18 protein-coding genes are annotated in these 20,328 nt (G+C 63.2%); 8 read left to right on the forward strand and 10 right to left on the reverse strand.

What is annotated here, in order from left to right; all coding sequences use genetic code 11:
* Position 1: 1 nt before the first annotated feature.
* The 4 genes from tilS to WHJ28_RS02560 all read right to left on the reverse strand — a co-directional run bounded on the left by tilS (position 2) and on the right by WHJ28_RS02560 (position 5,512).
* Positions 2–1,363, reverse strand: coding sequence for a tRNA lysidine(34) synthetase TilS (gene tilS, locus WHJ28_RS02545; protein WP_340039550.1), 1,362 nt, complete (start codon positions 1,361–1,363; stop codon positions 2–4).
* A gap of 37 nt (positions 1,364–1,400) precedes the next feature.
* On the reverse strand, positions 1,401–2,753 hold the full coding sequence (gene dnaB / locus WHJ28_RS02550) for a replicative DNA helicase (RefSeq protein ID WP_340039551.1): 1,353 nt from the start codon (positions 2,751–2,753) through the stop codon (positions 1,401–1,403).
* A 143-nt stretch (positions 2,754–2,896) separates the two neighbouring features.
* Positions 2,897–3,343: a 50S ribosomal protein L9 gene (rplI, locus tag WHJ28_RS02555; RefSeq protein WP_340039552.1), complete on the reverse strand. Its 447-nt coding sequence runs from the start codon at positions 3,341–3,343 to the stop codon at positions 2,897–2,899.
* Positions 3,344–3,517: 174 nt separating this feature from the next.
* Complete coding sequence (locus WHJ28_RS02560) at positions 3,518–5,512, reverse strand: DHH family phosphoesterase (protein ID WP_340039554.1); 1,995 nt, start codon at positions 5,510–5,512, stop codon at positions 3,518–3,520.
* A gap of 159 nt (positions 5,513–5,671) precedes the next feature.
* Between WHJ28_RS02560 and WHJ28_RS02565 the strand changes: the two genes are divergently transcribed.
* From WHJ28_RS02565 to WHJ28_RS02580, 4 genes are read left to right on the forward strand one after another with little or no spacing between them, the layout of a single operon-like run.
* Positions 5,672–6,346 carry a Crp/Fnr family transcriptional regulator gene (locus WHJ28_RS02565; protein ID WP_340039555.1) on the forward strand — a complete coding sequence of 225 codons (675 nt, stop codon included), beginning with the start codon at positions 5,672–5,674 and terminating at the stop codon, positions 6,344–6,346.
* Between the two features lie 43 nt (positions 6,347–6,389).
* Entirely contained in the window at positions 6,390–7,211 is an 822-nt protein-coding gene (modA, locus tag WHJ28_RS02570; protein WP_340039557.1) for a molybdate ABC transporter substrate-binding protein, read from the forward strand.
* The gene (locus WHJ28_RS02575) at positions 7,189–7,995 is read left to right on the forward strand and encodes an ABC transporter permease (protein ID WP_340039558.1); all 807 of its coding nucleotides are present in this window, start codon (positions 7,189–7,191) and stop codon (positions 7,993–7,995) included. The genes modA and WHJ28_RS02575 overlap by 23 nt, the downstream gene beginning before the upstream one ends.
* A 1-nt stretch (position 7,996) precedes the next feature.
* Entirely contained in the window at positions 7,997–8,752 is a 756-nt protein-coding gene (locus WHJ28_RS02580) for a Rossmann-like domain-containing protein (protein WP_340039559.1), read from the forward strand.
* A gap of 56 nt (positions 8,753–8,808) precedes the next feature.
* On the opposite strand, the gene WHJ28_RS02585 is transcribed toward WHJ28_RS02580, so the two are convergent.
* A complete protein-coding gene (locus WHJ28_RS02585) occupies positions 8,809–9,648 on the reverse strand; it encodes a pyridoxamine kinase (protein WP_425461094.1) in 840 nt (279 codons plus the stop codon).
* Positions 9,649–9,917: 269 nt separating this feature from the next.
* On the opposite strand from WHJ28_RS02585, the gene WHJ28_RS02590 reads away from it, so the two are divergent.
* A complete protein-coding gene (locus tag WHJ28_RS02590) occupies positions 9,918–10,868 on the forward strand; it encodes a nucleotidyltransferase family protein (RefSeq protein ID WP_340039561.1) in 951 nt (316 codons plus the stop codon).
* 105 nt (positions 10,869–10,973) lie between these two features.
* On the opposite strand, the gene WHJ28_RS02595 is transcribed toward WHJ28_RS02590, so the two are convergent.
* The 5 genes from WHJ28_RS02595 to WHJ28_RS02615 all read right to left on the reverse strand — a co-directional run bounded on the left by WHJ28_RS02595 (position 10,974) and on the right by WHJ28_RS02615 (position 17,232).
* Positions 10,974–12,434, reverse strand: coding sequence for a serpin family protein (locus WHJ28_RS02595; RefSeq protein ID WP_340039562.1), 1,461 nt, complete (start codon positions 12,432–12,434; stop codon positions 10,974–10,976).
* Positions 12,431–13,000, reverse strand: a complete 570-nt coding sequence (locus tag WHJ28_RS02600; protein ID WP_340039563.1) for an RNA polymerase sigma factor — start codon at positions 12,998–13,000, stop codon at positions 12,431–12,433. Before WHJ28_RS02600 ends, WHJ28_RS02595 begins: the two co-directional genes overlap by 4 nt.
* A gap of 122 nt (positions 13,001–13,122) precedes the next feature.
* Entirely contained in the window at positions 13,123–14,394 is a 1,272-nt protein-coding gene (locus WHJ28_RS02605) for an amidohydrolase family protein (protein WP_340039564.1), read from the reverse strand.
* 236 nt (positions 14,395–14,630) lie between these two features.
* Positions 14,631–15,995, reverse strand: coding sequence for a TraB/GumN family protein (locus WHJ28_RS02610; protein ID WP_340039565.1), 1,365 nt, complete (start codon positions 15,993–15,995; stop codon positions 14,631–14,633).
* A gap of 34 nt (positions 15,996–16,029) precedes the next feature.
* Positions 16,030–17,232, reverse strand: coding sequence for an ATP-binding protein (locus tag WHJ28_RS02615; RefSeq protein WP_340039567.1), 1,203 nt, complete (start codon positions 17,230–17,232; stop codon positions 16,030–16,032).
* Between the two features lie 127 nt (positions 17,233–17,359).
* Between WHJ28_RS02615 and WHJ28_RS02620 the strand changes: the two genes are divergently transcribed.
* The 3 genes from WHJ28_RS02620 (at position 17,360) to WHJ28_RS02630 (ending at position 20,137) form a co-directional block, all read left to right on the forward strand.
* Positions 17,360–18,004 (forward strand): L-fuculose-phosphate aldolase, encoded by a 645-nt coding sequence (locus tag WHJ28_RS02620; protein WP_340039568.1) that lies wholly within the window; start codon positions 17,360–17,362, stop codon positions 18,002–18,004.
* A gap of 67 nt (positions 18,005–18,071) precedes the next feature.
* A complete protein-coding gene (locus WHJ28_RS02625) occupies positions 18,072–18,725 on the forward strand; it encodes a helix-turn-helix transcriptional regulator (RefSeq protein ID WP_191433178.1) in 654 nt (217 codons plus the stop codon).
* 5 nt (positions 18,726–18,730) lie between these two features.
* Entirely contained in the window at positions 18,731–20,137 is a 1,407-nt protein-coding gene (locus WHJ28_RS02630) for a Sapep family Mn(2+)-dependent dipeptidase (protein WP_340039570.1), read from the forward strand.
* The last annotated feature ends 191 nt before the right edge of the window (positions 20,138–20,328 follow it).

Here is a 20,328-nt window from a genome sequence, read left to right on the forward strand (position 1 = left end):
CTTACCTTTCCTTCCAAAATACCACTTCCCAGGCCGGTTGGCCGGGCGTTGCCGTACGCTCTCTATGGGGGCCGAGGCCGGCTGAAGCCAGCACGCCCCGTTCATCCGCCAGTACCGGGATGCGGTCCCGGTCCCGGCGAGGAATTTTCTCGTCGATCATCCATTTTTTCAGGGTCTTGGTGTCCCGGCCCGGCAGGGCCAGTTCATCCCCCGTTTGCCGGGGGCGCAGTACCAGGGGGCCCTGTGTCTCCTGAGACAGATACCAGGCGTTGGGCTTTTGCCGCTCTGTGGGGGGACAGATCACTGCCCGGCAGGTGCAGTGCCAGTCGGTGCCCTCCGGCGCGGTCTCCCCGTCGGTGTTCAGGGGACAGGGGGTCATCACCGGGTTGTCGCTCTGGGTGGTGATGAGCAGCTCCTTGTACACCCGCTGGGCCAGCCGCCCGTTGGGAAGAAAGGCCACCGCCGATGGATCGTCTCCCACTGCCAGGTCCACCACCGCTTTCAGATGGGCGGCGGAACAGTCAGTGTTGCCGTCCCCCGTCATTTCCAACAGGCGGCGGGCCGCCCGGGGGGCAATGGCGGCGGGCAGTTCGGCAATGTAGTGGGCCTCGATGACCAGGTCGTCCTCCGCCCAGCGGGCGTGGCTGCAAGCCATGGCGGCCTGGGCGTTGAGGTAGTCGTTGTCGGCTCGGAGATAACCCATCGTTTCCACAGAGCGCTCGGTCAGCCGGGGGTTTAGCTCCCGCAGCACCGGAATCACCTGGCGGCGCAGCTTGTTGCGGGCATAGCGCTCGTCGGTGTTGGTGCAGTCCTCCACATGGGTCAGGTGGTGCGCTTCCAGATAGGCCTCGATGTCCGCCCGTGGGGTAGTGAGCAGGGGACGCACCAGTTCTCCCCGGCGGGGCGGGATACCAGCCAGGCCGTGGAGCCCGGCCCCACGGGTCAGGTGGAGCAGCAGGGTCTCCAGATTGTCGTCGGCGTTGTGGGCGGTGGCGATGCGGTTGCAGCCCAGCTGTTCCGCCGTCCGGCGAAGGAATTCGTACCGCAGTTCCCGGCCGGTTTCCTCCACCCCCAGGCCACGGCGGGCGGCTTCACCGTACACGTCGCCCTTTTCCACCACGCAGGGGATGTTCCGCTCTTTGCAGAAGTGTTCCACAAAGGCGGCGTCGGCATCGGCAACTTCCCCCCGCATCCCGTGGTGGTAGTGGGCGGCGGCTACCTGGAAGCCGCCCTCAGCCGACAGGCTGTGGAGCAGGTGGAGCAGGCAGATGGAGTCGGCCCCGCCGGACACGGCGCATAGCACCTTGCCTCCGGAGGGGAGCATATCGTATTCGGTTGTAAGGGCCTTGACAGCTTCCAGCATAAAGGTGTTCTCCTGTGGTGTTCCTGTCGGGGGGATTCTAATACTCACTGTGCCTCCGGTCGATGGAGGAGAAGGTGGTGTACTCGGGCAGCCACTGCAGCTCCACCGTGCCGGTCTCGCCATGACGGTTCTTGGCGATGATGCACTCGGCCAGATTGTGGTTCTCACTGGTCTCATTATAGTAGTCGTCCCGGTAGAGGAACATGACGATGTCGGAGTCCTGCTCGATGGCGCCCGACTCACGCAGGTCGGACAGCATGGGCCGCTTGTTCTGGCGGCTCTCGGGACCACGGGACAGCTGGGACAGACAGACCACCGGCACATTGAGCTCCTTGGCCATGATCTTCAGGGCACGGGAGATGTCGGAGACGATCTGCTGGCGGTTGTCGCTGCTGCGGGTGGGACCGCCGGCGGAGGTCATGAGCTGGAGGTAGTCTATGACCACCAGACCCAGATTATCCACCCGGCGGCACTTGGCATTCATGTCGGCCACGGAGAGGGCGGGGTTGTCGTCAATGAGGATCTGGGTCTGGTTGAGGGCCGCCGAGGCAGCGGCGATTTTGGACCAGTCCTCTTCGCCCAGCTTGCCGGTGACCAGCTTCTTGTTGTCCACGAAGGCCTCGCCGGAGATCAGACGCATGGCCAGCTGCTCCCGGCTCATTTCCAGGGAGAAAAAGACCACCGTCTTGCCCGAGAACTTACCAGCGTGGAGCAGCATATTCAGGGCGAAGGAGGTCTTACCCATGCCGGGGCGGGCGGCCAGCAGGATCAGGTCGGACTTATTCAGGCCGGAGATGGCCATATCCACATCGGGCAGGCCGGTACTCAGGCCGGGGACGGCGGAATCACTGGCGGCCAGCTCATTGAGGCGCTCATACACATTGAGAATAACGCCGGAGATGTGGGTCAGACCCTGGGAGGCACGGCCCTGACGGATGGCATAGATCCGCTGCTCGGCGGCCTCCAGCACCTCCTGACCGGTGCCGGTGCCCTCCTGCACCAGGGCGGTGAGATCCCCCGCCGTCTCGGCGATGCGGCGGAGCAGGGCCTTGTCCTTGACGATGGCCACATACTCCTTCACGTTGGCCGCCGTGGGGGTGACCTCCATCAGCTGGAGAACATAGTTGCGGGAGGTATTCTCGTCGTATACCCCGTTCTGGCGCATATGATCCAGCACGGTCACCGGGTCAATGGTGAGGGAGAAGTTGAACATGGAGTAGATGGTCTCGTAGATCTCCCGGTTGGTCCGCAGATAGAAGTCCTCGGGCTTCAGCTCCTCGATCACATCGGGCACGCACCGGGCGTCGATGAGCATGGCGCCCAGCACACTCTGTTCGGCCTCCACGCTGTGGGGCATCTGCCGCAGCAGCAGTTCCTCTTCGGTTGCCATGTTCCTTCACCTCCCCTGGATAAGCTTCCCCCCTCAGGGGGGAAGCTGTCGAGCAAAGCGAGACTGATGAGGGGTACGCAGGAATCGGTCTCCCTCATCCGGCCTTTCAGGCCACCTTCCCCCCTAATGGGGGAAGGTTTGATTTACTGCTCAGCCACCACTACCTTCAGGGTACCGGTGACCTCGTAGCCCAGCTTCACCTTCAGCTCATAGGTGCCAAAGGCCTTGATGGGCTCATCCTGAACGATCTTGGTCTTCTGAACGGTAATGCCGTGCTGGGCGGAGAGGGCGTCGGCGATCTCCTTGGTGGTGACGGCGCCGAAGAGCCGGCCGCCGTTGCCCGCCTTGGCGGACACCTTGACGGAGAGTTCCTTCAGCTTGGCGGCGGTGGCCTCGGCCTCCGCCTTCTCGGCGGCCATCTGGGCGGCCTTGGCCTTCTCCTGCATCTTCATGGTGTTGATATTCTCCGCGGTGGCCAGAACCGCCAGCTTGCGGGGAAGAAGGAAGTTGCGGGCGTAGCCGTCGCTGGCCTCGATCATCTGGCCCTTCTTGCCCTGTCCCTTCACGTCCTGCTGCAAAATCACTTTCATGGTAATTCGTCCTTTCTGGGTTAACGATTCAATGTTGTTACGCTGCACGCCCTCCGCGACGGGCAGCTGCTTACCGCTCCGCGAAAAATGCCGCTCCGGGCTTTGCCCGTCGCCTGTTTTTTCGTCTGCGCGGTTCGCTGCTGCCCTGCTCCCGGGCGTCTCCGCGCTTCCCGATTATTCGTCTTCTAAATACTGGTCGATGGCCTGGAGGAGCAGCTTGGTCACCTCGTCCACCGTCTTGCCGGGGACCTGGGCGCCTGCGGTGGCGGCGTTGCCGCCGCCGCCCAGCTTCTCCAGCACCACCTGTACGTTCACATCCCCCATGCTCCGGGCGGAGAGAATGACCCGCCCCTCATTATCGGGGAAGAGGACGAAGGAGGTGTCGATGCCCGAGATGTTTAAGAGCTCATCGGCGGCCTGGGCGGCTGTAATGCGGCCCACGGTGTGGTCCACCCGGGCCACGGCAATGCCGTCCTTATACATCCGGGCGGTCTGGATGATGTCGTACCGGGCGATGGTACCCTCCAGGTCGTTCTGGAACAGCTTCTTTACGTCGCCGGTGTCGGCGCCGGAGCGGCGCAGGAAGGCCGCCGCCTCAAAGGTGCGGCTGCCGGTGCGCATGGTAAATTGCTTGGTGTCCAGCACCATGCCTGCCAACAGGGCCTCCGCCTCGATCTTCAGCAGATCCGCCGGCTCCAGCAGATACTGGGACAGCTCGGTGACCAGTTCACTGGCGGAGGAGGCGTAGGGCTCGTGGAAGTTGAGGGCGGCGTCGGCGATATAGGAGGAGGCCCGGCGGTGGTGGTCGATGACCGCCACCTTGTGGACCGCCTCCAGCAGGTCCTGGCTCACCACTTGCTCGGGTCGGTTGGTGTCCACCACCACCAGCAGGCAGTTGGAGTCGGCCAGCAGAATGGCGTCCTGGGGGGAGAGGAACACATCCTTGTACTCAGGGACCTGGCTCAGCCGGTCGCTCATCTCGCTGGCTGGGTTGACTCCCGGCTCCCGCACGATGTGGACCGGTGTGCCCTTCTTCCGGGCCATGGCGCACACGCCGGCGGCGGCGCCGATACAGTCCAGATCGGGGTACTTGTGGCCCATGACGAACACGGTGGAGGCGTCGGCCATCAGCTCGCCCAGGGCGTTGGCCATGACCCGGCTCTTCACCTTGGTGCGCTTCTCCAGCTCCTTGGTGCGTCCGCCGAAGAACTCGAAGTTGAACTTGTTCTTGACCACCACCTGGTCGCCGCCCCGGCTGAGGGCCATTTCCACCGACAGAGCGGCGTACTGGAACAAATCGCCCAGGTTGTCACCGTCCTTGCCAATGCCGATGGACAGGGTGGCCTGAATGCCCGAGGGGCTGGTCACCTGCCGCACGGTGTCCAGAATCGAGAACTTGCCCTCCTGGAACTGGGCCAGGAAGCGCTCCTCAAAGAGGAAGAGGTAGCGGTCCCGCTCATACCGGGTAAACACACCCTGGGCGGGGGCCACCCACTGGGCCAGCCGGTCGTCGATCTCGCTGCGCATGGCCGACTTGGCGCTGTCGTTGGCGCCTTTCATCAGCTCCTCATAGTTGTCCACCGTGAGGATGGCCACCACGGGGCGGGTGGCGTAGTACTCGTCCCGCACCAGAGCAAAATCGGTGACATCCACCCAGTAGGTGGTGGCCAGGTAGCCACGGGCGCCCTGGTCCTGAGTACGGACCAGATGGCCGAACACCAAAAACCGCCGGTCCCCGATGGGGACTTCGGTGGGGCACTCGGTCTTACCCTCCATCAGCCAGCGGGAGGAGAAGTCGGGCACCGCCGCCGTGATCTTGACGTCAAAGAGGTGCTCCCGCTCCCCGGTGATCTGGAGGAACCGGTCGTTGGACCAGATGACCTCGTCATTTTCCGGACGGAAGATGACCATGGGCAGGGGGGCGTTCACCATGGTGTCCTTGGTGGCCGAGTCCATGTTGCAGGTCACGTTTTCAATGTACTTTAAAATCTCTTTCTGCCGCAGTGCGTTGCTGCGGCGGAAGTAGAGGTAGAGCATGACCACCATCGCCAGCTCCCCCACCGCGACGGGAACGGAGAAAAAAGCGGTGATAATGGAAAATAACACCAGACAGAGGAAATACAGCCTCAGACTGGGCTCTACCAGATGAGTTAGCTTATTCTTACGCATAGGGACCTCCCAACTGCGATCAAATACAGGATGACACGTTATTATATCAAACAAGAGCAGCAAAAACAAGTGCGGCAGAACGGGTTTTCCTGTCTGCGCCCTCCTCTGGTTGCAAAAAAGTCCGGAGCGTGCTATCCTTGCGGGCAAGGAGGTGGGACCATGGAGGACCGTGAGATCCTGGCGGGCTGCGTACTCTTCCGGAGCCTGGAGCCGGAGAAGGTGATGCCGCTGCTGGGCGGGCGGCGGGAGGAGTATCCCGCCAACCGGGTGGTCATTCAGGAAGGGGAGCGGGTGGACAAGCTGGAGGTGCTGCTCTCCGGCGCCATGCGGGCAGTCCGGCTGGACGCCGACGGCTCGGAATTTCTCTATCAGCAGCTTTTTCCTGGCTATCTGGTGGCGGGAGAGGTGGCCTGCACCCCCAGGCGGACCAGCCCCTACTCGGTCTGCACCCTGGAGCACTGTACCACCTGGAGCGTTCCTGCGGACCGGCTGAGCGACCCCGCCCTGCCGGCAGAGCTGCGGCTGGCCCTGCTGGGCAATCTGCTCCACTTCGTATCCAACCAGAATATCCGAAAATATTATAAAATTGACGCTCTTTCGGTGAAAAGCGCCAGACAGCGCATTTTGAAGTACCTTACCGCCCAGGCCGGTCGGTCGGGGAGCACCACCTTTACCATCCCCTTCGACCGGGAGGCCATGGCCAACTACCTCTGCCTCAACCGCTCTGTCCTCTCCCATACCCTGAAGGAGCTGGAAGGGGAAGGGGTGCTCACCTTCCGCAAGAATCGGTTTACGCTTTTTCCAGAAAAGTTGTCCGGACAACATACCGGGTGAGGGGATTTTGGTATACTCGTGGCAAACCTTGGAGGTGTTTGTCATGAAGAAACTGGTATCCCTCACCCTGTCCGCCCTGCTGGCGCTGTCCATGCTGGCGGGCTGCTCCAACCCTGCCCCGGCGGGGACCACGCCGTCCGCCCCGGAGACGACCCCCGCCGCTGTGGAGACCACCCCGGCTGTTACTGATCTCAGCGGGCACACCCTGCTGGTCTTCTGCGGCGCGGGCATGAAGGACCCCTTTGCTGAGATCGCCCAGGCTTTCCAGGATCAGACCGGCTGCACGGTGGAGGTAACCTACGCCAATGCCGCCCAGATCCAGACCCAGATCAATACTGCCAAGGAGGGCGACTTCTTTATCGCCGGCTCCGAGCAGGAGGTGAAGCCGGTGGCTGAGCTGGTGGAGTCCTCCACCCCTCTGGTGCGTCATATCCCGGTGATCGCGGTGCAGAAGGGCAATCCTCTGAATATCACCGGTCCCGCCGACCTGGCCAAGGAGGGGGTCCGTGTGGTCATCGGCGACCCGGAGGCCACCCCCATCGGCAAGATCGCCGTAAAACTCTTTGAGGACTTGGGCATTACCGATACGGTAGATATCGTGTCCAATACCGCCACCGCTCCCGCCATGACCACCGCTCTGGCCGCCGATGAGTGCGACGCCATCATCGTGTGGAAGGAGAACGTCAACGCCGACCAGGGAGAGATCGTGGACAGTGCCGACATGGAGGGCTACATCAAGACCATCCCCGCCGCCCGGCTGACCTGCTCGGCGGACGCTGAGGCTTCCGACGCCTTCGCGGAATTTCTGAACAGCCAGACCGCCCAGGACATCTGGACCAGCTATGGCTATGAACTGGCGGGATAAATGCCCGTTAAAGCCCTTTGAGTGGTGTTTTCTGTTGCTGCTGCTGGCGGTGCTGCTCTATGTGGCGGCCAGCCTGTGGGGGGTGGTGGTCGGCGGCCTGCCCAATCTGGGCCGTGCCCTGGCCGACGGGGAGATCCGGTTTGCCGTGGGGCTGAGTCTGTGGACGACCACCGTATCCACACTGCTGTGCATCCTCATCGGTATCCCCTGCGCCTATCTGCTGGCTTTCACGCCCCTGCCCGGCAAGCGGTGGGCGGAGGCCCTGCTGGAGCTGCCTCTGGCCCTGCCCTATCTGGTGCTGGGCCTGTGCCTGCTCACCCTCTTTTCTTCCCCCTTCGGCAAGGCCCTGAAAGAGCTGGGCCTGCGGCTGGTGTTTGACCCCAAGGGCATTGTGGCGGTCCATCTGCTCATCAACCTGCCCTTTGTGATCCACCTGGCTGCCCAGGCCTTCCGGCAGATCGACCCGGAGCTCCCCCTGACCGCCCAGACCCTGGGGGCCACCCGGTTCCAGGCCTTTCGCCACATCACCCTCCCCCTGTGCCGCCCGGCCCTGCTGTCGGCCTTCCTGCTGGCCTGGAGCCGGGGCATGGGGGAGTTTGGCGCCACCCTGATGCTGGTGGGGGTCACCCGGCTGAAAACCGAGACCCTGCCCGCCAGCATCTACCTCAATATCTCTACCGGCGACAATGGCATGGCGCTGGCGGCGGCTCTGCTGCTGCTTCTGCTCTCCCTGGCGGTCCAGGGGGTGAGCCGTCTGGCCGGAGGAAAAGGAAGGGATCTGTAACATGGACCGGCATACCCTGTACGAGACCCTGCGCGCCGCCCTGGCCGCCGCCCTGGAGGAGCACGGCCTCACCGGCTCGGCGGTGACCATCAAAGCCCGTGGGCTGACGCCGGAGGAGGCCATCGGCCGTACCCAGCGCACCGACTACCCCATCCTCACTGGTAAGGAGGTCATGCTGATGGCCGACTTCCAGGGGGCAAAGGGCCAGGCCTTCACCGATGCCCCCGCCCAGTTTGAGGGGGCTTTGGACCAGGTGCTGGCTTTGGATCTGGAGGGGGACCCTCACAGCCGGGGCCTGTTTATCGCCACCCTGAACGCGGTGATGAAGTACCTGGGGCGGGCGGACAACACCGTCCACTGTAAGGACGGCGGGCCGGAGTTCTGCGCCCGCCACATGGTAGAGTGGGTGGCCGACAGCTACGGCACTCCGAAAATCGCCCTGGTGGGCTTCCAGCCCGCCCTCATCGCCGCCCTGTCCCGGTGGTTTCCCGTAAAAGTGCTGGACCTGAACCCGGACAACATCGGCAAGATGAAGGACGGCTGCCCGGTGCTGGACGGGGAGGCCGACCGTCAGGCTGTGGTGGGCTGGGCCGACCTGGTGCTGTGTACCGGCAGCACCCTGTGCAACGGCACCATTGTGGACTATCTGGATCTGGACAAAGAGGTGGTGTTCTTCGGCACCACCCTGGCAGGGGCCGCCCCCATTCTGGGGCTGAAGCGGGCCTGCTTTGCCGACCGGAGCCTGGAAGAGGCCTGACAGAGGGGAAAAACAAAACGGCCGCCGAAAGGCGGCCGTTTTTGGCGCTTTGGGGATCAGTTCAGGCGCTGGACCAGGTAGGGAATGGCACGCTCAAATTCCACGCCGTACCAGTTGGCGTCAGGAGATTCCAGGGTACAGCGGATGGACTCCACCGTATAGTCGGCGGCCAGGGCCAGGGCGTCCCCCAGGGACTGGCCCCGGGTGAGGGCGCCCACGCAGGTGGAGGCAAATACGTCGCCGGTGCCGTGGAAGCTGGCGGGCAGGTGCTGGGTGAAGTAGCTGCCGTACTGGCCGGTGACCTTGTCGTAATACATGACGCCCAGCTTGCCCGGCTCAAAGCTGACGCCGGTGAGGGCCACATACCGGGGACCCAGGGCGGCCAGAGCCTGGAGCATCTCCTTAATATAGCCCTCGTCATGCTCCGTGCGGTAGGGCAGGCCGGTGAGCAGGCTGGCCTCGGTGAGGTTGGGCAGGATCAGGTCGGCCTTGGCGCATACCCGGGCCATCTGGGCGGGGAAGTCGGGCCCGAAAGCGGGGTAAAGCTTGCCGTTGTCCGCCATCACCGGGTCCACCACAATGAGGCTGCCCTCCCGCCGGAAGGCGTCAAAGAAGGCGCACACATAGTCGATCTGCTCCGCGGAGGCCAGATAGCCGGTGTAAACGGCGTCAAAACCCAGGCCGCTCTCCTTCCAGTGGGCGGCGATGGGCTCAATCTGGTCGGTGAGATCCTTGCAGGTGAAGCCGGAGAACATGGTATGGGTGGACAGCACCGCCGTGGGGACGATGGAGCACTCCACACCCATGGCTGAGATGATGGGCAGGGCTACCGTCAGGGAGCATTTGCCCAGGCAGGAGATATCCTGAATGCTGACGATCCGTTTCAAGAACCGCACTTCCTTTCTGATTTCGTTGGGTGCAGTATAACAGAGAAACTGACCTCATTAAAGTGTCACATATTGCTTTTTTGGTAAGGTCAGATCTGGGAAAAACTGCGTGAAGTCCGGTTTCTGCGGTTGCACATTGATACACAGGCGTATATAATAAATAAGATCCGGCGAAAAAGCCGGATCTCAGCAAAAAACCTACTATTGTATCACCATTTCCCCCTCCAGCGTTGAGTTTTGCGCTGCTGGACGGGGAGAGGAAGGAAGGAAACAGAGGCATGAACAAGCCTGTTCTTGTGGTCATGGCGGCGGGCATGGGCAGCCGCTACGGCGGGCTCAAGCAGATCGACCCCGTGGGGAGCCACGGCCAGATGATCATTGACTATTCCATCTATGACGCCCGGAGGGCCGGGTTTGAGACGGTGGTGTTTGTCATCAAGCACCAGATCGAGGACACCTTCAAGGCGGCCATCGGCGACCGGCTCAGCCGTGTGATCGACGTGAAGTACGCCTATCAGGAGCTGGACGACCTGCCGGAGGGCTACGCCGTGCCGGCCGGCCGGGTGAAGCCCTGGGGCACCTGCCACGCGGTGCTGGCCGCCCGGAAAGTGGTGGACGGACCCTTCGCCGTCATCAACTCCGACGACTACTACGGCCCCCAGGCCTTCCGGGAGATCTATCAGTACCTGGAGAGCCACCCCGATCAGCCCGGTTGCTATGAGTACGCCATGGTGGGCTACCGCCTGGGCAACACCGTCACCGAGCACGGCCACGTGGCCCGGGGCGTGTGCGCCGAGGAGGGGGACCACTACCTGAAAGAGGTGGTGGAGCACACCCATATTGAGAAGGACGGGGCGGACGCCCGCAGCACCGAGGACGACGGCCAGACCTGGACCCACCTCAGCGGCGACACCATCGTGTCCATGAATCTGTGGGGCTTTACCCACAGCTTCCTCACCGAGGCTCAAGCCCGGTTCCCCGCCTTCCTGGACAAGGCCCTGGCGGAAAACCCGGAGAAGGGGGAGTACTTCCTGCCCAGCGTGGTGACCCAGCTGCTGGAGGAGGGCAAGGCCCGGGTGAAGGTGCTCCGCAGCGCCGACAAGTGGTACGGCGTTACCTACCGGGAGGACAAGCCGGTGGTGGTGGCCGCGGTGAAGGCCATGACCGAGGCAGGTCTCTATCCCGATGATCTGTGGGGTGCGGCAGGTTCCTTCGCCCAGAGCAAGTGATGACCCCTCAGGGAAAAGAATCTGCTGCCGCCGAAACCTTTTAAGGCGGCTTGGACCATAAAAAAATCACATCCGCCAAAACGAATGTGATTTTTTTATGGAGCGCTATCCGGGTTGGTTGACCACCCCGGCAAAGAGAGGCTGCCCCTGGCTGCTGGTGAGCAGGAAGAGGAAAGGCCGGTCCAGAGTGAAGTCCACCTCGTCCTCCGGCGGCATACTGCCCCCCCCCATGGCCATGACGGTGAAGGCGGCGGCGGTGAGGCCCTCCTCGTCCACCATCACCCGGGCGGCGTGGGTGGCCTGGGTGACAGAAATGTCCTCCACAGCTTCCGTCATGGGGGTGAAGTCGGACACCGCCGGGTCGAACACATCGGTGATCCCCATGGCCTGTAAGCCCTCGATCAGATCCAGCTGGCCGGATACGTCGAACTTGGGCATGGACAGGTTGACTCTGAGGTATTTCTGGTTTTCCCACTCCCCGTTGGAGAGCAGGAACTCCATGGCCTCCGGGTCGGCCAGCAGCTGGTCTACGCTCACCCCTTCGTCGGGCAGCACCATCCACAGGGTGCCGCCGTACAGCACGGATTTCCCCACAGAGGAGAACTGATCCCCCCAGTAGTAGGTATCGGAGGAGAAGCTGTGCATGAAGTCGCACTTTACGTCCCTGTCGGGAGCGTGAAACGTGTCGGGGGCGGTGTTGGCCGGGTTGAACTCCTGGGCCCACCGGCCCTGGTAGTAGACGGTGGTGGCCAGAGCCAGCACCGTGTTTGGATCCAGGCTTACCTGGCCCGCCGCCTCCTTCAAAAGACCGCCGGTCTGGTCGTTGAGCCAGGCTTGCAGGGCCTGATCCAGCTTCGCCGAGCCCATCTCCCCCTGGTAGGAGGAGGCGTAGTAGGTGTCCGCCAGGGTGTCTAGGGTGGACTGGACGAAGGGCACATCCTCATTGAGCCACAGGGAGGAGGCCAGTACGCTGGTCAGCATCCCGTCGTCGTTGTAGTTGGCGTTCCACAGGGCCTTGGCCTGAGTGCGCAGGGTGTCGATGCTGTCGTGACCCAGCAGGTCCAGGATCTGCTGGCGGCTGCTGCCGTCGGTGAGCTCGGCCAGCATCCCCAGGGCGAAGTAGATGTTCATGGGGGAGCAGACCTTGTTTTCCGTTCCGCCGTCCCCCAGGAACTGGCGCAGGGCGGCGGCATAGTATCCGTTCAGGCCGCTGCCATAGCCCTCAGGCTGATTCTGCTGGGCGTTGTGGTCTTCCCGCCAGGCGTCGTGGTCGGCGCTCCAGCGGTCAAAATCCAGGGTGCCGTCGGGGTTCAGATAGTCTGCCTCGTTGGGGTAGGGGGCCATTTCCGGATACTCCGCCACCGCCAGGGCGGAGGCATGGCCCATCAGGGGACCCCCTCCTGGCCACAGCACGATGCCGATGACGATGGCGGCGGCCGCCGCCACGGCGGTAAGCCCCATCCACAGGGGACGGCGGCGGGGTGTTTTTTGAGGCGGTTTATCTGCCCGGGCCACCAGCTCCGGGTCCACGTGCTCCAGGCTGTCCAGCAGTTCGTCCGCTTTCATACTGTAAATCCCTCCTTGATCAGGTGATCCCGCAGCCGCTGCCGGGTGCGGAACAGGGTGGTTTTGATCTTGCTCTGGCTGAGTCCGTACCGCCGGGAAATGTCGGCGACAGGGTCGAAGAACCAGTACCGCCTCAGGAAAAGGTTCCGGGGCTCCTCAGGCAGGGCCTTGAGGAAGGCGTTCAGGCTCTCCCCCAGGGCCAGAGCGTCCACCAGTGCCTGGGTGTGGTCCGGGCCGGGGAGGCAGTCCTCCAGCTCCCGGGTGAGGGCGGTGAGCCGGGCGATCTGCCTCCGGCGGCTGAGGGCCCGGCAGCGGTCCAGTACCGTGTGGCGCATGAGCCGGGCCAGGAAGGGAAAGAGATAGTCCCTGGGCTGGTGGGGCGGGATGCTGTCCCAGGCCAGCAGGTAGGTATCGTTTTCGCACTCCTCCACCGTCAACCGGTCGGGCAGCAGATGGAAGCCCAGCTGCCGCAGTCGGCTGCCGTACTTATCCGACGCCGCCCGTATGCCCCCTTCGTCACGGTCCAGAAATAAGGTCACGATCTGGGCGTCCTCCACGGTGCTCACTCCTCTCCTGTGGGCTGGTGAAAAGGCCTTTCACCCCTGTCAGCGAGTTGAGAAGGGAAAAGGTTACAGTCAGAACTAATTTTTATGGGAAAAAGGGGCCTGCCATCGGCAGGCCCCTTTTTTTAGATCTGGGGGAAAGGCTGGGGGATCAATTCCCCGGCACAGTAGCGGGCGGCGATGTTCCGGTCGTCTCCGTCGTAGAGAAACTGCTCCAGCCGCTCGAAGGGGGTGCGCTCCACCAGCGCGTCCAGGGCGGAGGGACGGAGCACCAGGGCGTCAAATGCGAAGCCGGGCAGGAAGGCGCCCACCTGACCGAAGAAGGAGCCAGCCCCCCGGGTGGCCAGGTAGAAGGCCTCTGTCAGGGAGAGGGGGGGATGGTCGGGGTGGTTCAGCCAGTTCAGCTTGGAGGCCTGCACTGTGGCGGCCACGCTGCGGCTCAGGTGGGCGGTGTGGCCGCCGGCCACGTCGCTGGCCACACAGCACCGCAGTCCCAGCCCCAGATCCTGCCGCAGAGGCATGATGCCGCTGGACAGGTTGGTGTTGGACAGGGCGCAGTGGGCCAGCATGACGCCTTTGTCCCTGAGCAGAGTCTTTTCTCCGTCGGACAGGTGGATGGCGTGGGCCATGATGGTCTTGTCCTGCCGCAGCAGGCCGAAGTGCTCATATACCTGGGTATAGGTGGGGATGTCCGGGTGGAGCTGGGCCACCCAGGCCACCTCGCTGGGGTTCTCCGACAGGTGGGACTGGATGGGCAGGTCATATTTCTCTCCCAGCTGACCCAGCCCGTCCATCAGCCTGGCTGTGGTGGAGGGGACGAACCGGGGCGTGAGGATGAAGCCGGTGTGTTTCAGTTCCGCCCGGCTGCGGCAGATCAGTTCCTCGGTGTCCGCCAGGGAGGCGTCGGTGTCCTCCTGAAGTTCCGGAGGAGAGTTGCGGTCCATGTTCACCTTACCCACGAGGCCCCGGAGGCCGGAGGCCTCGGACAGCTCCATAAGATGCCAGGCAGACTCCTTGTGGATGGTGGCAAAGGCGGCAAAGCGCAGGGTGCCCACCGCCCACAGGTGGTTGAGGAAAGCCTTCCATGCCCGGTCGGCAAAGGCTGGATCGGCAAAGCGGGCCTCCGCCGGGAAGGTATAGGTCTCCAGCCAGGGCAGCAGCTGCTTGTCGTAGCCGATGCCCCGGTTGATGATCTGGGGGGCGTGGATGTGCAAATCGGTAAAGGCGGGGATGATCAGGGCGTCCCCCCAGTCCTCCACCGGCTGACCGGCATACTCCGGGGGCAGGGTGTCGTACAGGCCCACAATGGTCCCGCCCTCAGAGACCAGGAAGACGTTTTGACGTACCTCCAGTTCCCCCAACGCGGGGGTGTGGAGGAAGGTTCCTTTCAGGATCATGTGGTACTCCTTTCGGGGGTGGGACGGCTCAGGGCGCCAGTTCTACGGTGTAGCCCTGCTCCTTCAAACCGCTGACGATTCCGTCCGGGATCAGTCCCACAAACCGGAGCGGTCCGTGGGGCGCGCATGGATCAAATCTGCCGGACGGACAAAGTTCGTCCGGCATCAAGGTTTTGCCAGAGGCAAAACGCTTGGGCCGCCTGACGACGAAGCATGGTGGACCCAATGGGATTGGTTCAAGGCACCAGCTCCACAGTATAGCCCAGCTCCTTCAAACCACTGACGATTCCGCCGGGGTCCACCATGTGGCCGGCGCCCACCGCCATAAAGTAGGTGTGGCTGCCCTCGGCCTCCAGATAGTTGGCGGCGGCCTTGATCATGCCGGGGTCCCGCTGGGTGAACAGCTTGGAGTTGAGTTCGTCGGTGCTGCTGATGATGGCGGCCTTGTCATAGACCTTGCAGAAGGCTTCCGGGTCCCGGCTCTTCCAGGCGGCAAACATAGCGGAGAGGAGTTCCTCCTGCGCCTGGAGAGCCTTGTCGATCTCAGGGGAGGCGGCGGTGCCGGACAGGGTGCGCTCAAAACCGGCCAGGGCGGAGTCCAGATAGGACTCCTGGTACTCGGGGGAGAGACCGTCAAAGATGCCTCCCTGGAAAGCGTAGGTCTCTACCGCGCCAATGGCCTTACCGGCATTGACGGCAGCGGAGTTCACATAGCTGTCAATAGCCATGGCGTTGGCGCCGGTAGTGTCGTTCTGCATGGACAGGGTGGAGAGGGTGGAGGCCAGCGCCCAGGGCTTATAGGCGTCCAGCCCGTTGGGGGCCATGCCCAGGGCGGCAGCCGCGGTCTGTACCCGCTGGTGGAGCTCGGGACTGATATGGTCGGCCAGAGTGGTGCCGTCCTGATAGGTCTGGAGGCTTTGGAGCAGGGCGATGCCCTCCTGGTCGTTCAGATCCAGCTCAAAGATAACCTCCTCGGAAGCCTGGATGGCGTTGCGCACCGACTTGTGGAGAGGGTAGACGTTGTCCCGGTCCAGATGGATGGTGCCCAGCAGGTACAGGGTGTTATTCCCGTTGGTGGCCTTCCACAGCAGCCCCTTGGAGCCAGCGTCCTGCTGGTCATAGATAGCCAGGATCAGCCGGTTGGCCATCACCATGGCTTCTTGATAGGTACAGGTGCGCTCCAGCGCCAGATTGCCGGCAGAGTCACCCTGAATCACGCCCAGCCCGGTCAGGAAGGCCTCCGCGCCGCCGTCCACACCAGAGAGGTCGTAGGTGGCTGCCTCCTGGTACAGAGCGTTCATCACGCCGCCACGGGTGGTGTCCACCACCAGACCCTCGGCGTCTGCCTTGCGGGGTTCCAGCTGCAGAAGGGCCAGCTTGTCGGCCACCACCTTGGTCATGGATTCCAGCTGCTCCATCGTTACCGGGCTCTGGATATAGGTGGTGTAGTTGTCATTCACCAGCCCCAGGGCATAGCTGTCGGCCAGCTGGCTCACCGCCCAGGGGGAGGGGTGCTGGGGCTCCGCCGCCAGCGTGGGCAGGGCCAGCAGAGCGGCGGAGAGCAGACCGGCCAGGGCTTTTTTCAGTAGGTTTCGTTTCATAGGGATGCTCCTTTCCTAATGTGGGGCGCTGTGTTTATGCCAGACTGAGGCTGGCAATGTACTGCTTGGCGGTGCGGGGTGTCCGGCCCGGATGTCTCATCTCCCAACGGTCGGCGCCGGTGCGAAGGGTCTGACGGTCCACAGTCACGCCGGACTGGGCAGCCATTTTTTCCACCAGGTCCAGGAATTCCGCCTTGTTCAGGGCCAGATAGGGGATACGCAGACCGAACCGCTCGGCCAGAGAGGTCTTTTCCTGGATGGTCTCGCTGGCGTCCACCTCGTCCCCCGCCCGGTCGGAGAAGGTCTGACGCACCAGATGGCGGCGGTTGGAGGTGGCGTAGATAGCCACGTTGGCGGGGCGGCGCTCCAGACCGCCTTCCAGGATGGTTTTCATGACGGAATAGGTGGTGTCGTCCTGATCAAAGGCCAGATCGTCGATGAACAGGATGAACTTGAGCCGACGTCCTCCCAGCTTGCGGATGAGCCGGGGCAGATCGGCCAGCCCCTCCTTCTGTACCTCGATGAGCCGCAGGTCCTCAAAGCCGGGCAGGGAGAGCAGGCTCTTCACCGTGGCAGACTTGCCGGTGCCGCTCTCTCCGAAGAGAAGCACGTTGTTTACCGGATGGCCCTCCAGCATGGCCTGGGTATTGGCAATGACCTGGTTCCGCTGGAGCTCGTAGCCCAGCATCTCGTGCGGGCCGGGACAGTCCGGCTCCTCCACCGGGAAGAGCTGGCCGTTCTCCCACAGAAAGGCGCGGCTGCGGGCGAAGAGGCCGGAGCCGTGGGCACGGTAGAAATCGGTGAGCTCCTCAAAGGTGAAGGGACAGCCGGCGGGCCAGCGGGGCAGACCTTCCAGCACGGGCAGCAGGGCAGGATCGGCCTGCCGGGCCATGGCGGAGAGGAGCTGTCCGCAGTCCAGCTGGCACAGCCGAGCAAAGATGGCCACATCCCGGCGGGCGGCTTCCTCCAGGGCGGGATCAGACCCGCCCTCCTCAGCCAGCCGGGCGTAGGGGGACTCGGTATAGCGCAGCTGGTCGTACAGCCAGTCCCCCAGACCGGGATACCGGTCCTCCCGCAGGGTATAGAAGAGACTGGCGTAGGCCTCCGCAGCTCCGGCAGTGTCGCCAAGAGCCAGCTTGTCCAGCAGGACACGGACCAGACCCAGCTGGCGGGTGTCCAGAATATGTCGGTAAGCGGCCACGCCCCCCAGGGCGAAGCGCAGGGTTTCCGTTGTCATGTCGGGCGCCTCCTTGCCTGTGTCCATTTTATGCGAGGACGGGCCTTCTGTCAATGCAAAGGCTTGACTTGCAAGCCGGTTTTCCGTATGCTTGAGGAAACGGGCATAGAGAAAGGAAGTCTTGTTTATGCTGTTACAGGAGCAGCGGGAGCAGGTGGTGGAGTACGGTAAAAAGCTGGTCACCACCGGCCTCACCGACGGAACCTTCGGCAACCTCAGCGTATTTGACCGGGAGAGCGGCCTCATGGCCATCAGCCCCTCCGGCATGGACTATTTTGCCACGACCCCGGAGGACGTGGTGGTGGCCGACCTGGAGGGCAAGGTGGTGGAGGGCAAACGCAAGCCCTCCAGCGAGCTGGACCTCCACCGGCTGTTCTACCAGCGGCGGCAGGACGTGAACGGGGTGGTCCACACCCACTCCACCTTTGCCACCGTACTCTCCTGCCTGCGCTGGAGCATTGAGCCGGTCCACTATCTGGTGGCCTACGCCGGACGGCAGGTGCCCTGTATCCCCTACTATCCCTTCGGCTCCCTGGAGCTGGCTGAGGCGGCCTGGGAGGGGATAAAGGAGGAGTACAACGCCTGCCTGCTGGGCAACCACGGCCTGCTGGCGGTGGGGGGCAGCCTGTCCTTTGCCTTTGACGCCGCTCAGCAGCTGGAGTTTCTGGCCAGGGTGTACTACTACACCAGGCAGGCCGGGGGCGGCGTGAACCTGACGCCGGAGGAGCTGGAGGCGGTGCTGGGCAAGTTCCAGAGCTACCGCCAGGCCTGAGCCTTGCATTTTAGCCCGGTTCAGGGTACAATCTGGACTGGAAACCAAGAGAGAAGGAAGTGAACCAATGGATCGGGAGGAAGCCTTTGAATTTCTGGACCGGACCGCCCGGGGGATCGCGGAGATGTTTGGCTCCACCTGCGAGACGCTGGTCCACGACATGGGGGACCCCAGGCACCCCATTTTATCCATTTATAACGGCCATGTATCCGGTCGGACGGTAGGCTCCACCATGGACATCCTGGGTACCGCCAAGGAGCTGGACCAGGACGCCCTGGTCACCGATTTCGTCAACCTCTACGCCACCACCCCCTCGGGCCAGCAGATCAAGAGCAGCACCTTCCACCTCATCGGGGAGGACTTCAACCTGGCCCTGGGCATCAACTTTGACTATAGCTCGCTGGTCTATGCCAACCGCATCCTGGTGGATCTGATGAGCGCCGAGGCCGACCTGCAAAGCGCCATGTGGCACGGCGGGGAGGGCCAGCTGACCCAGATCTTCGAGGAGTGTCTGGCGGCGGTGGGCAAGCCGGTGAATGTGCTGACCAAGCGGGACCGGATGAAGATCATCGCCCTGCTGGACCAGAAAAACGCCTTTTCCTTCCGCAAGTCGGTGCCCTTTGTGGCCAAGCGGCTCCAGGTGTCCCGGTATACGGTGTACAAATACCTGGGGGAGCTGACTGGCGCCGCCGGCGGAGAAGAAGAACCCAAGGAGGAATAAGTTCCATGTATCAGGATCAAATCAACGCCTATTTTGACGACCCGGCCCGCCGGCAGCAGCTGGTGGAGGCCATTTCCCGGCTGGTGCGCATCCGCAGCGTCCGGGAGGAGGCCCAGCCCGGGATGCCCTTTGGCCCCGGCCCCGCCGCCGCGCTGGCGGAAGGCCTACGCCTGGCGGAGGAGCTGGGCTTCTCTGTCAAGAACTACGACAACTATGTGGGCGCCGTGGACTTCAACGAGCGGGAGACCCAGCTCCACATCCTGTGCCACCTGGACGTGGTGGGGGAGGGCACCGGCTGGACGGTGACGGAACCCTATGAGCCCATCGAGGTGGAAGGGATGCTGTACGGCCGTGGCACCGACGACGACAAGGGCCCCGCCGTGGCCGCCCTGCTGGCCATGCAGGCCGTCCGGGACCTGGGCGTGCCCCTGAAGAAGAATGTCCGGCTGCTGCTGGGCACCGACGAGGAGAGCGGCTCTGAGGACATTGCCTATTATTATAGTAAGGAGCCTTACGCCCCCTGTACCTTCTCCCCCGACGGCGAGTTCCCCGTCATCAATCTGGAGAAGGGCAGCTACAAGCCGGTGTTCACCAAGACCTGGGCGGCAGAGAGCGCCACCCCCCGGGTGAAGGAACTCCACGGCGGTTTCCGCATCAACGTGCTGCCTCCTGAGGCGGAATGCGTGGTGGCCGGTCTGTCCGCCGAAGCGGCCCGGCCCTACTGCGACAAGGCTGCTGCTGAGACCGGAGTCACCTATGTGCTCACCCAGCGGGGGGATGACCTGCATATCCTGTGCAAGGGCAAGGGTGCCCATGCCTCCACCCCGGAGGAGGGCGTCAACGCCATCACCGGCCTGATCCATCTGCTGTGCGCTTTGCCCCTGGCCAAGGTGGGCTCCACCGCCGCTCTCCATGCCCTGAACGCCCTCTTCCCCCACGGGGATTGCGCCGGTAAGGCCCTGGGTATTGCCCAGGCCGACGAGATGTCCGGCCCTCTGACTCTGGCCTTCTCTCTGCTGGAGCTGAACGATACCGGCCTGTCAGGCCAGTTTGACAGCCGGGTGCCGGTGTGCGCCAACGAGGATAACTGCAAGGCTGCCGCCGAGGCTGTCTTTGCCAAGTTTGGCTTTACTGCCGAGGGCGGGATGCAGGCCCCCCATTATACCCCCGCCGACACCCCCTTGGTCAGCACCCTGCTCAAGTGCTACGAGCAGTACAGCGGCCGGAAGGGAGAGTGCCTGGCCATCGGCGGCGGCACCTACGTCCACGATATCCCGGGCGGCGTGGCCTTCGGCTGCGCCATGCCCGGCTTCAACGGCAATATGCACGGGGCCGACGAGCACACCTGCATTGCAGACCAACTCACTGCCGCCAAGATCTTCACCCAGGCCATCATTGACCTGTGCGGCTGACGGCAGCCCATTGACTGCGTAAAAAAGACCGAAATCTCCGAACAGGGGATTTCGGTCTTTTTTGTGGCTACCTGACGGCTACCCGCTGGCTACCGGTAGCCGGTCAAATAGGTAAAAAGTATTGGGGCACAGCGGATTTTTGAAAAACTCGCGAGATGTTCCCTCTTCGTGGTCAAATCAAATAAGGAGGA

It is taken from the genome of Flavonifractor porci (genome assembly GCF_037572415.1).
Classification (GTDB): domain Bacteria; phylum Bacillota; class Clostridia; order Oscillospirales; family Oscillospiraceae; genus Flavonifractor; species Flavonifractor porci.

What these genes read in the sequence shown, in the direction of transcription:
- WHJ28_RS02630 (WP_340039570.1), top strand. Translation starts at nt 18,731, where the DNA reads ATGTATCAGGATCAAATCAACGCCTATTTTGACGACCCGGCCCGCCGG.
- dnaB (WP_340039551.1), bottom strand. Translation starts at nt 2,753, where the DNA reads ATGGCAACCGAAGAGGAACTGCTGCTGCGGCAGATGCCCCACAGCGTG.
- WHJ28_RS02615 (WP_340039567.1), bottom strand. Translation starts at nt 17,232, where the DNA reads ATGACAACGGAAACCCTGCGCTTCGCCCTGGGGGGCGTGGCCGCTTAC.
- modA (WP_340039557.1), top strand. Translation starts at nt 6,390, where the DNA reads ATGAAGAAACTGGTATCCCTCACCCTGTCCGCCCTGCTGGCGCTGTCC.
- WHJ28_RS02580 (WP_340039559.1), top strand. Translation starts at nt 7,997, where the DNA reads ATGGACCGGCATACCCTGTACGAGACCCTGCGCGCCGCCCTGGCCGCC.
- WHJ28_RS02595 (WP_340039562.1), bottom strand. Translation starts at nt 12,434, where the DNA reads ATGAAAGCGGACGAACTGCTGGACAGCCTGGAGCACGTGGACCCGGAG.
- WHJ28_RS02565 (WP_340039555.1), top strand. Translation starts at nt 5,672, where the DNA reads ATGGAGGACCGTGAGATCCTGGCGGGCTGCGTACTCTTCCGGAGCCTG.
- WHJ28_RS02625 (WP_191433178.1), top strand. Translation starts at nt 18,072, where the DNA reads ATGGATCGGGAGGAAGCCTTTGAATTTCTGGACCGGACCGCCCGGGGG.
- tilS (WP_340039550.1), bottom strand. Translation starts at nt 1,363, where the DNA reads ATGCTGGAAGCTGTCAAGGCCCTTACAACCGAATACGATATGCTCCCC.
- WHJ28_RS02560 (WP_340039554.1), bottom strand. Translation starts at nt 5,512, where the DNA reads ATGCGTAAGAATAAGCTAACTCATCTGGTAGAGCCCAGTCTGAGGCTG.
- WHJ28_RS02605 (WP_340039564.1), bottom strand. Translation starts at nt 14,394, where the DNA reads ATGATCCTGAAAGGAACCTTCCTCCACACCCCCGCGTTGGGGGAACTG.
- WHJ28_RS02610 (WP_340039565.1), bottom strand. Translation starts at nt 15,995, where the DNA reads ATGAAACGAAACCTACTGAAAAAAGCCCTGGCCGGTCTGCTCTCCGCC.
- WHJ28_RS02620 (WP_340039568.1), top strand. Translation starts at nt 17,360, where the DNA reads ATGCTGTTACAGGAGCAGCGGGAGCAGGTGGTGGAGTACGGTAAAAAG.
- WHJ28_RS02575 (WP_340039558.1), top strand. Translation starts at nt 7,189, where the DNA reads ATGGCTATGAACTGGCGGGATAAATGCCCGTTAAAGCCCTTTGAGTGG.
- WHJ28_RS02590 (WP_340039561.1), top strand. Translation starts at nt 9,918, where the DNA reads ATGAACAAGCCTGTTCTTGTGGTCATGGCGGCGGGCATGGGCAGCCGC.
- rplI (WP_340039552.1), bottom strand. Translation starts at nt 3,343, where the DNA reads ATGAAAGTGATTTTGCAGCAGGACGTGAAGGGACAGGGCAAGAAGGGC.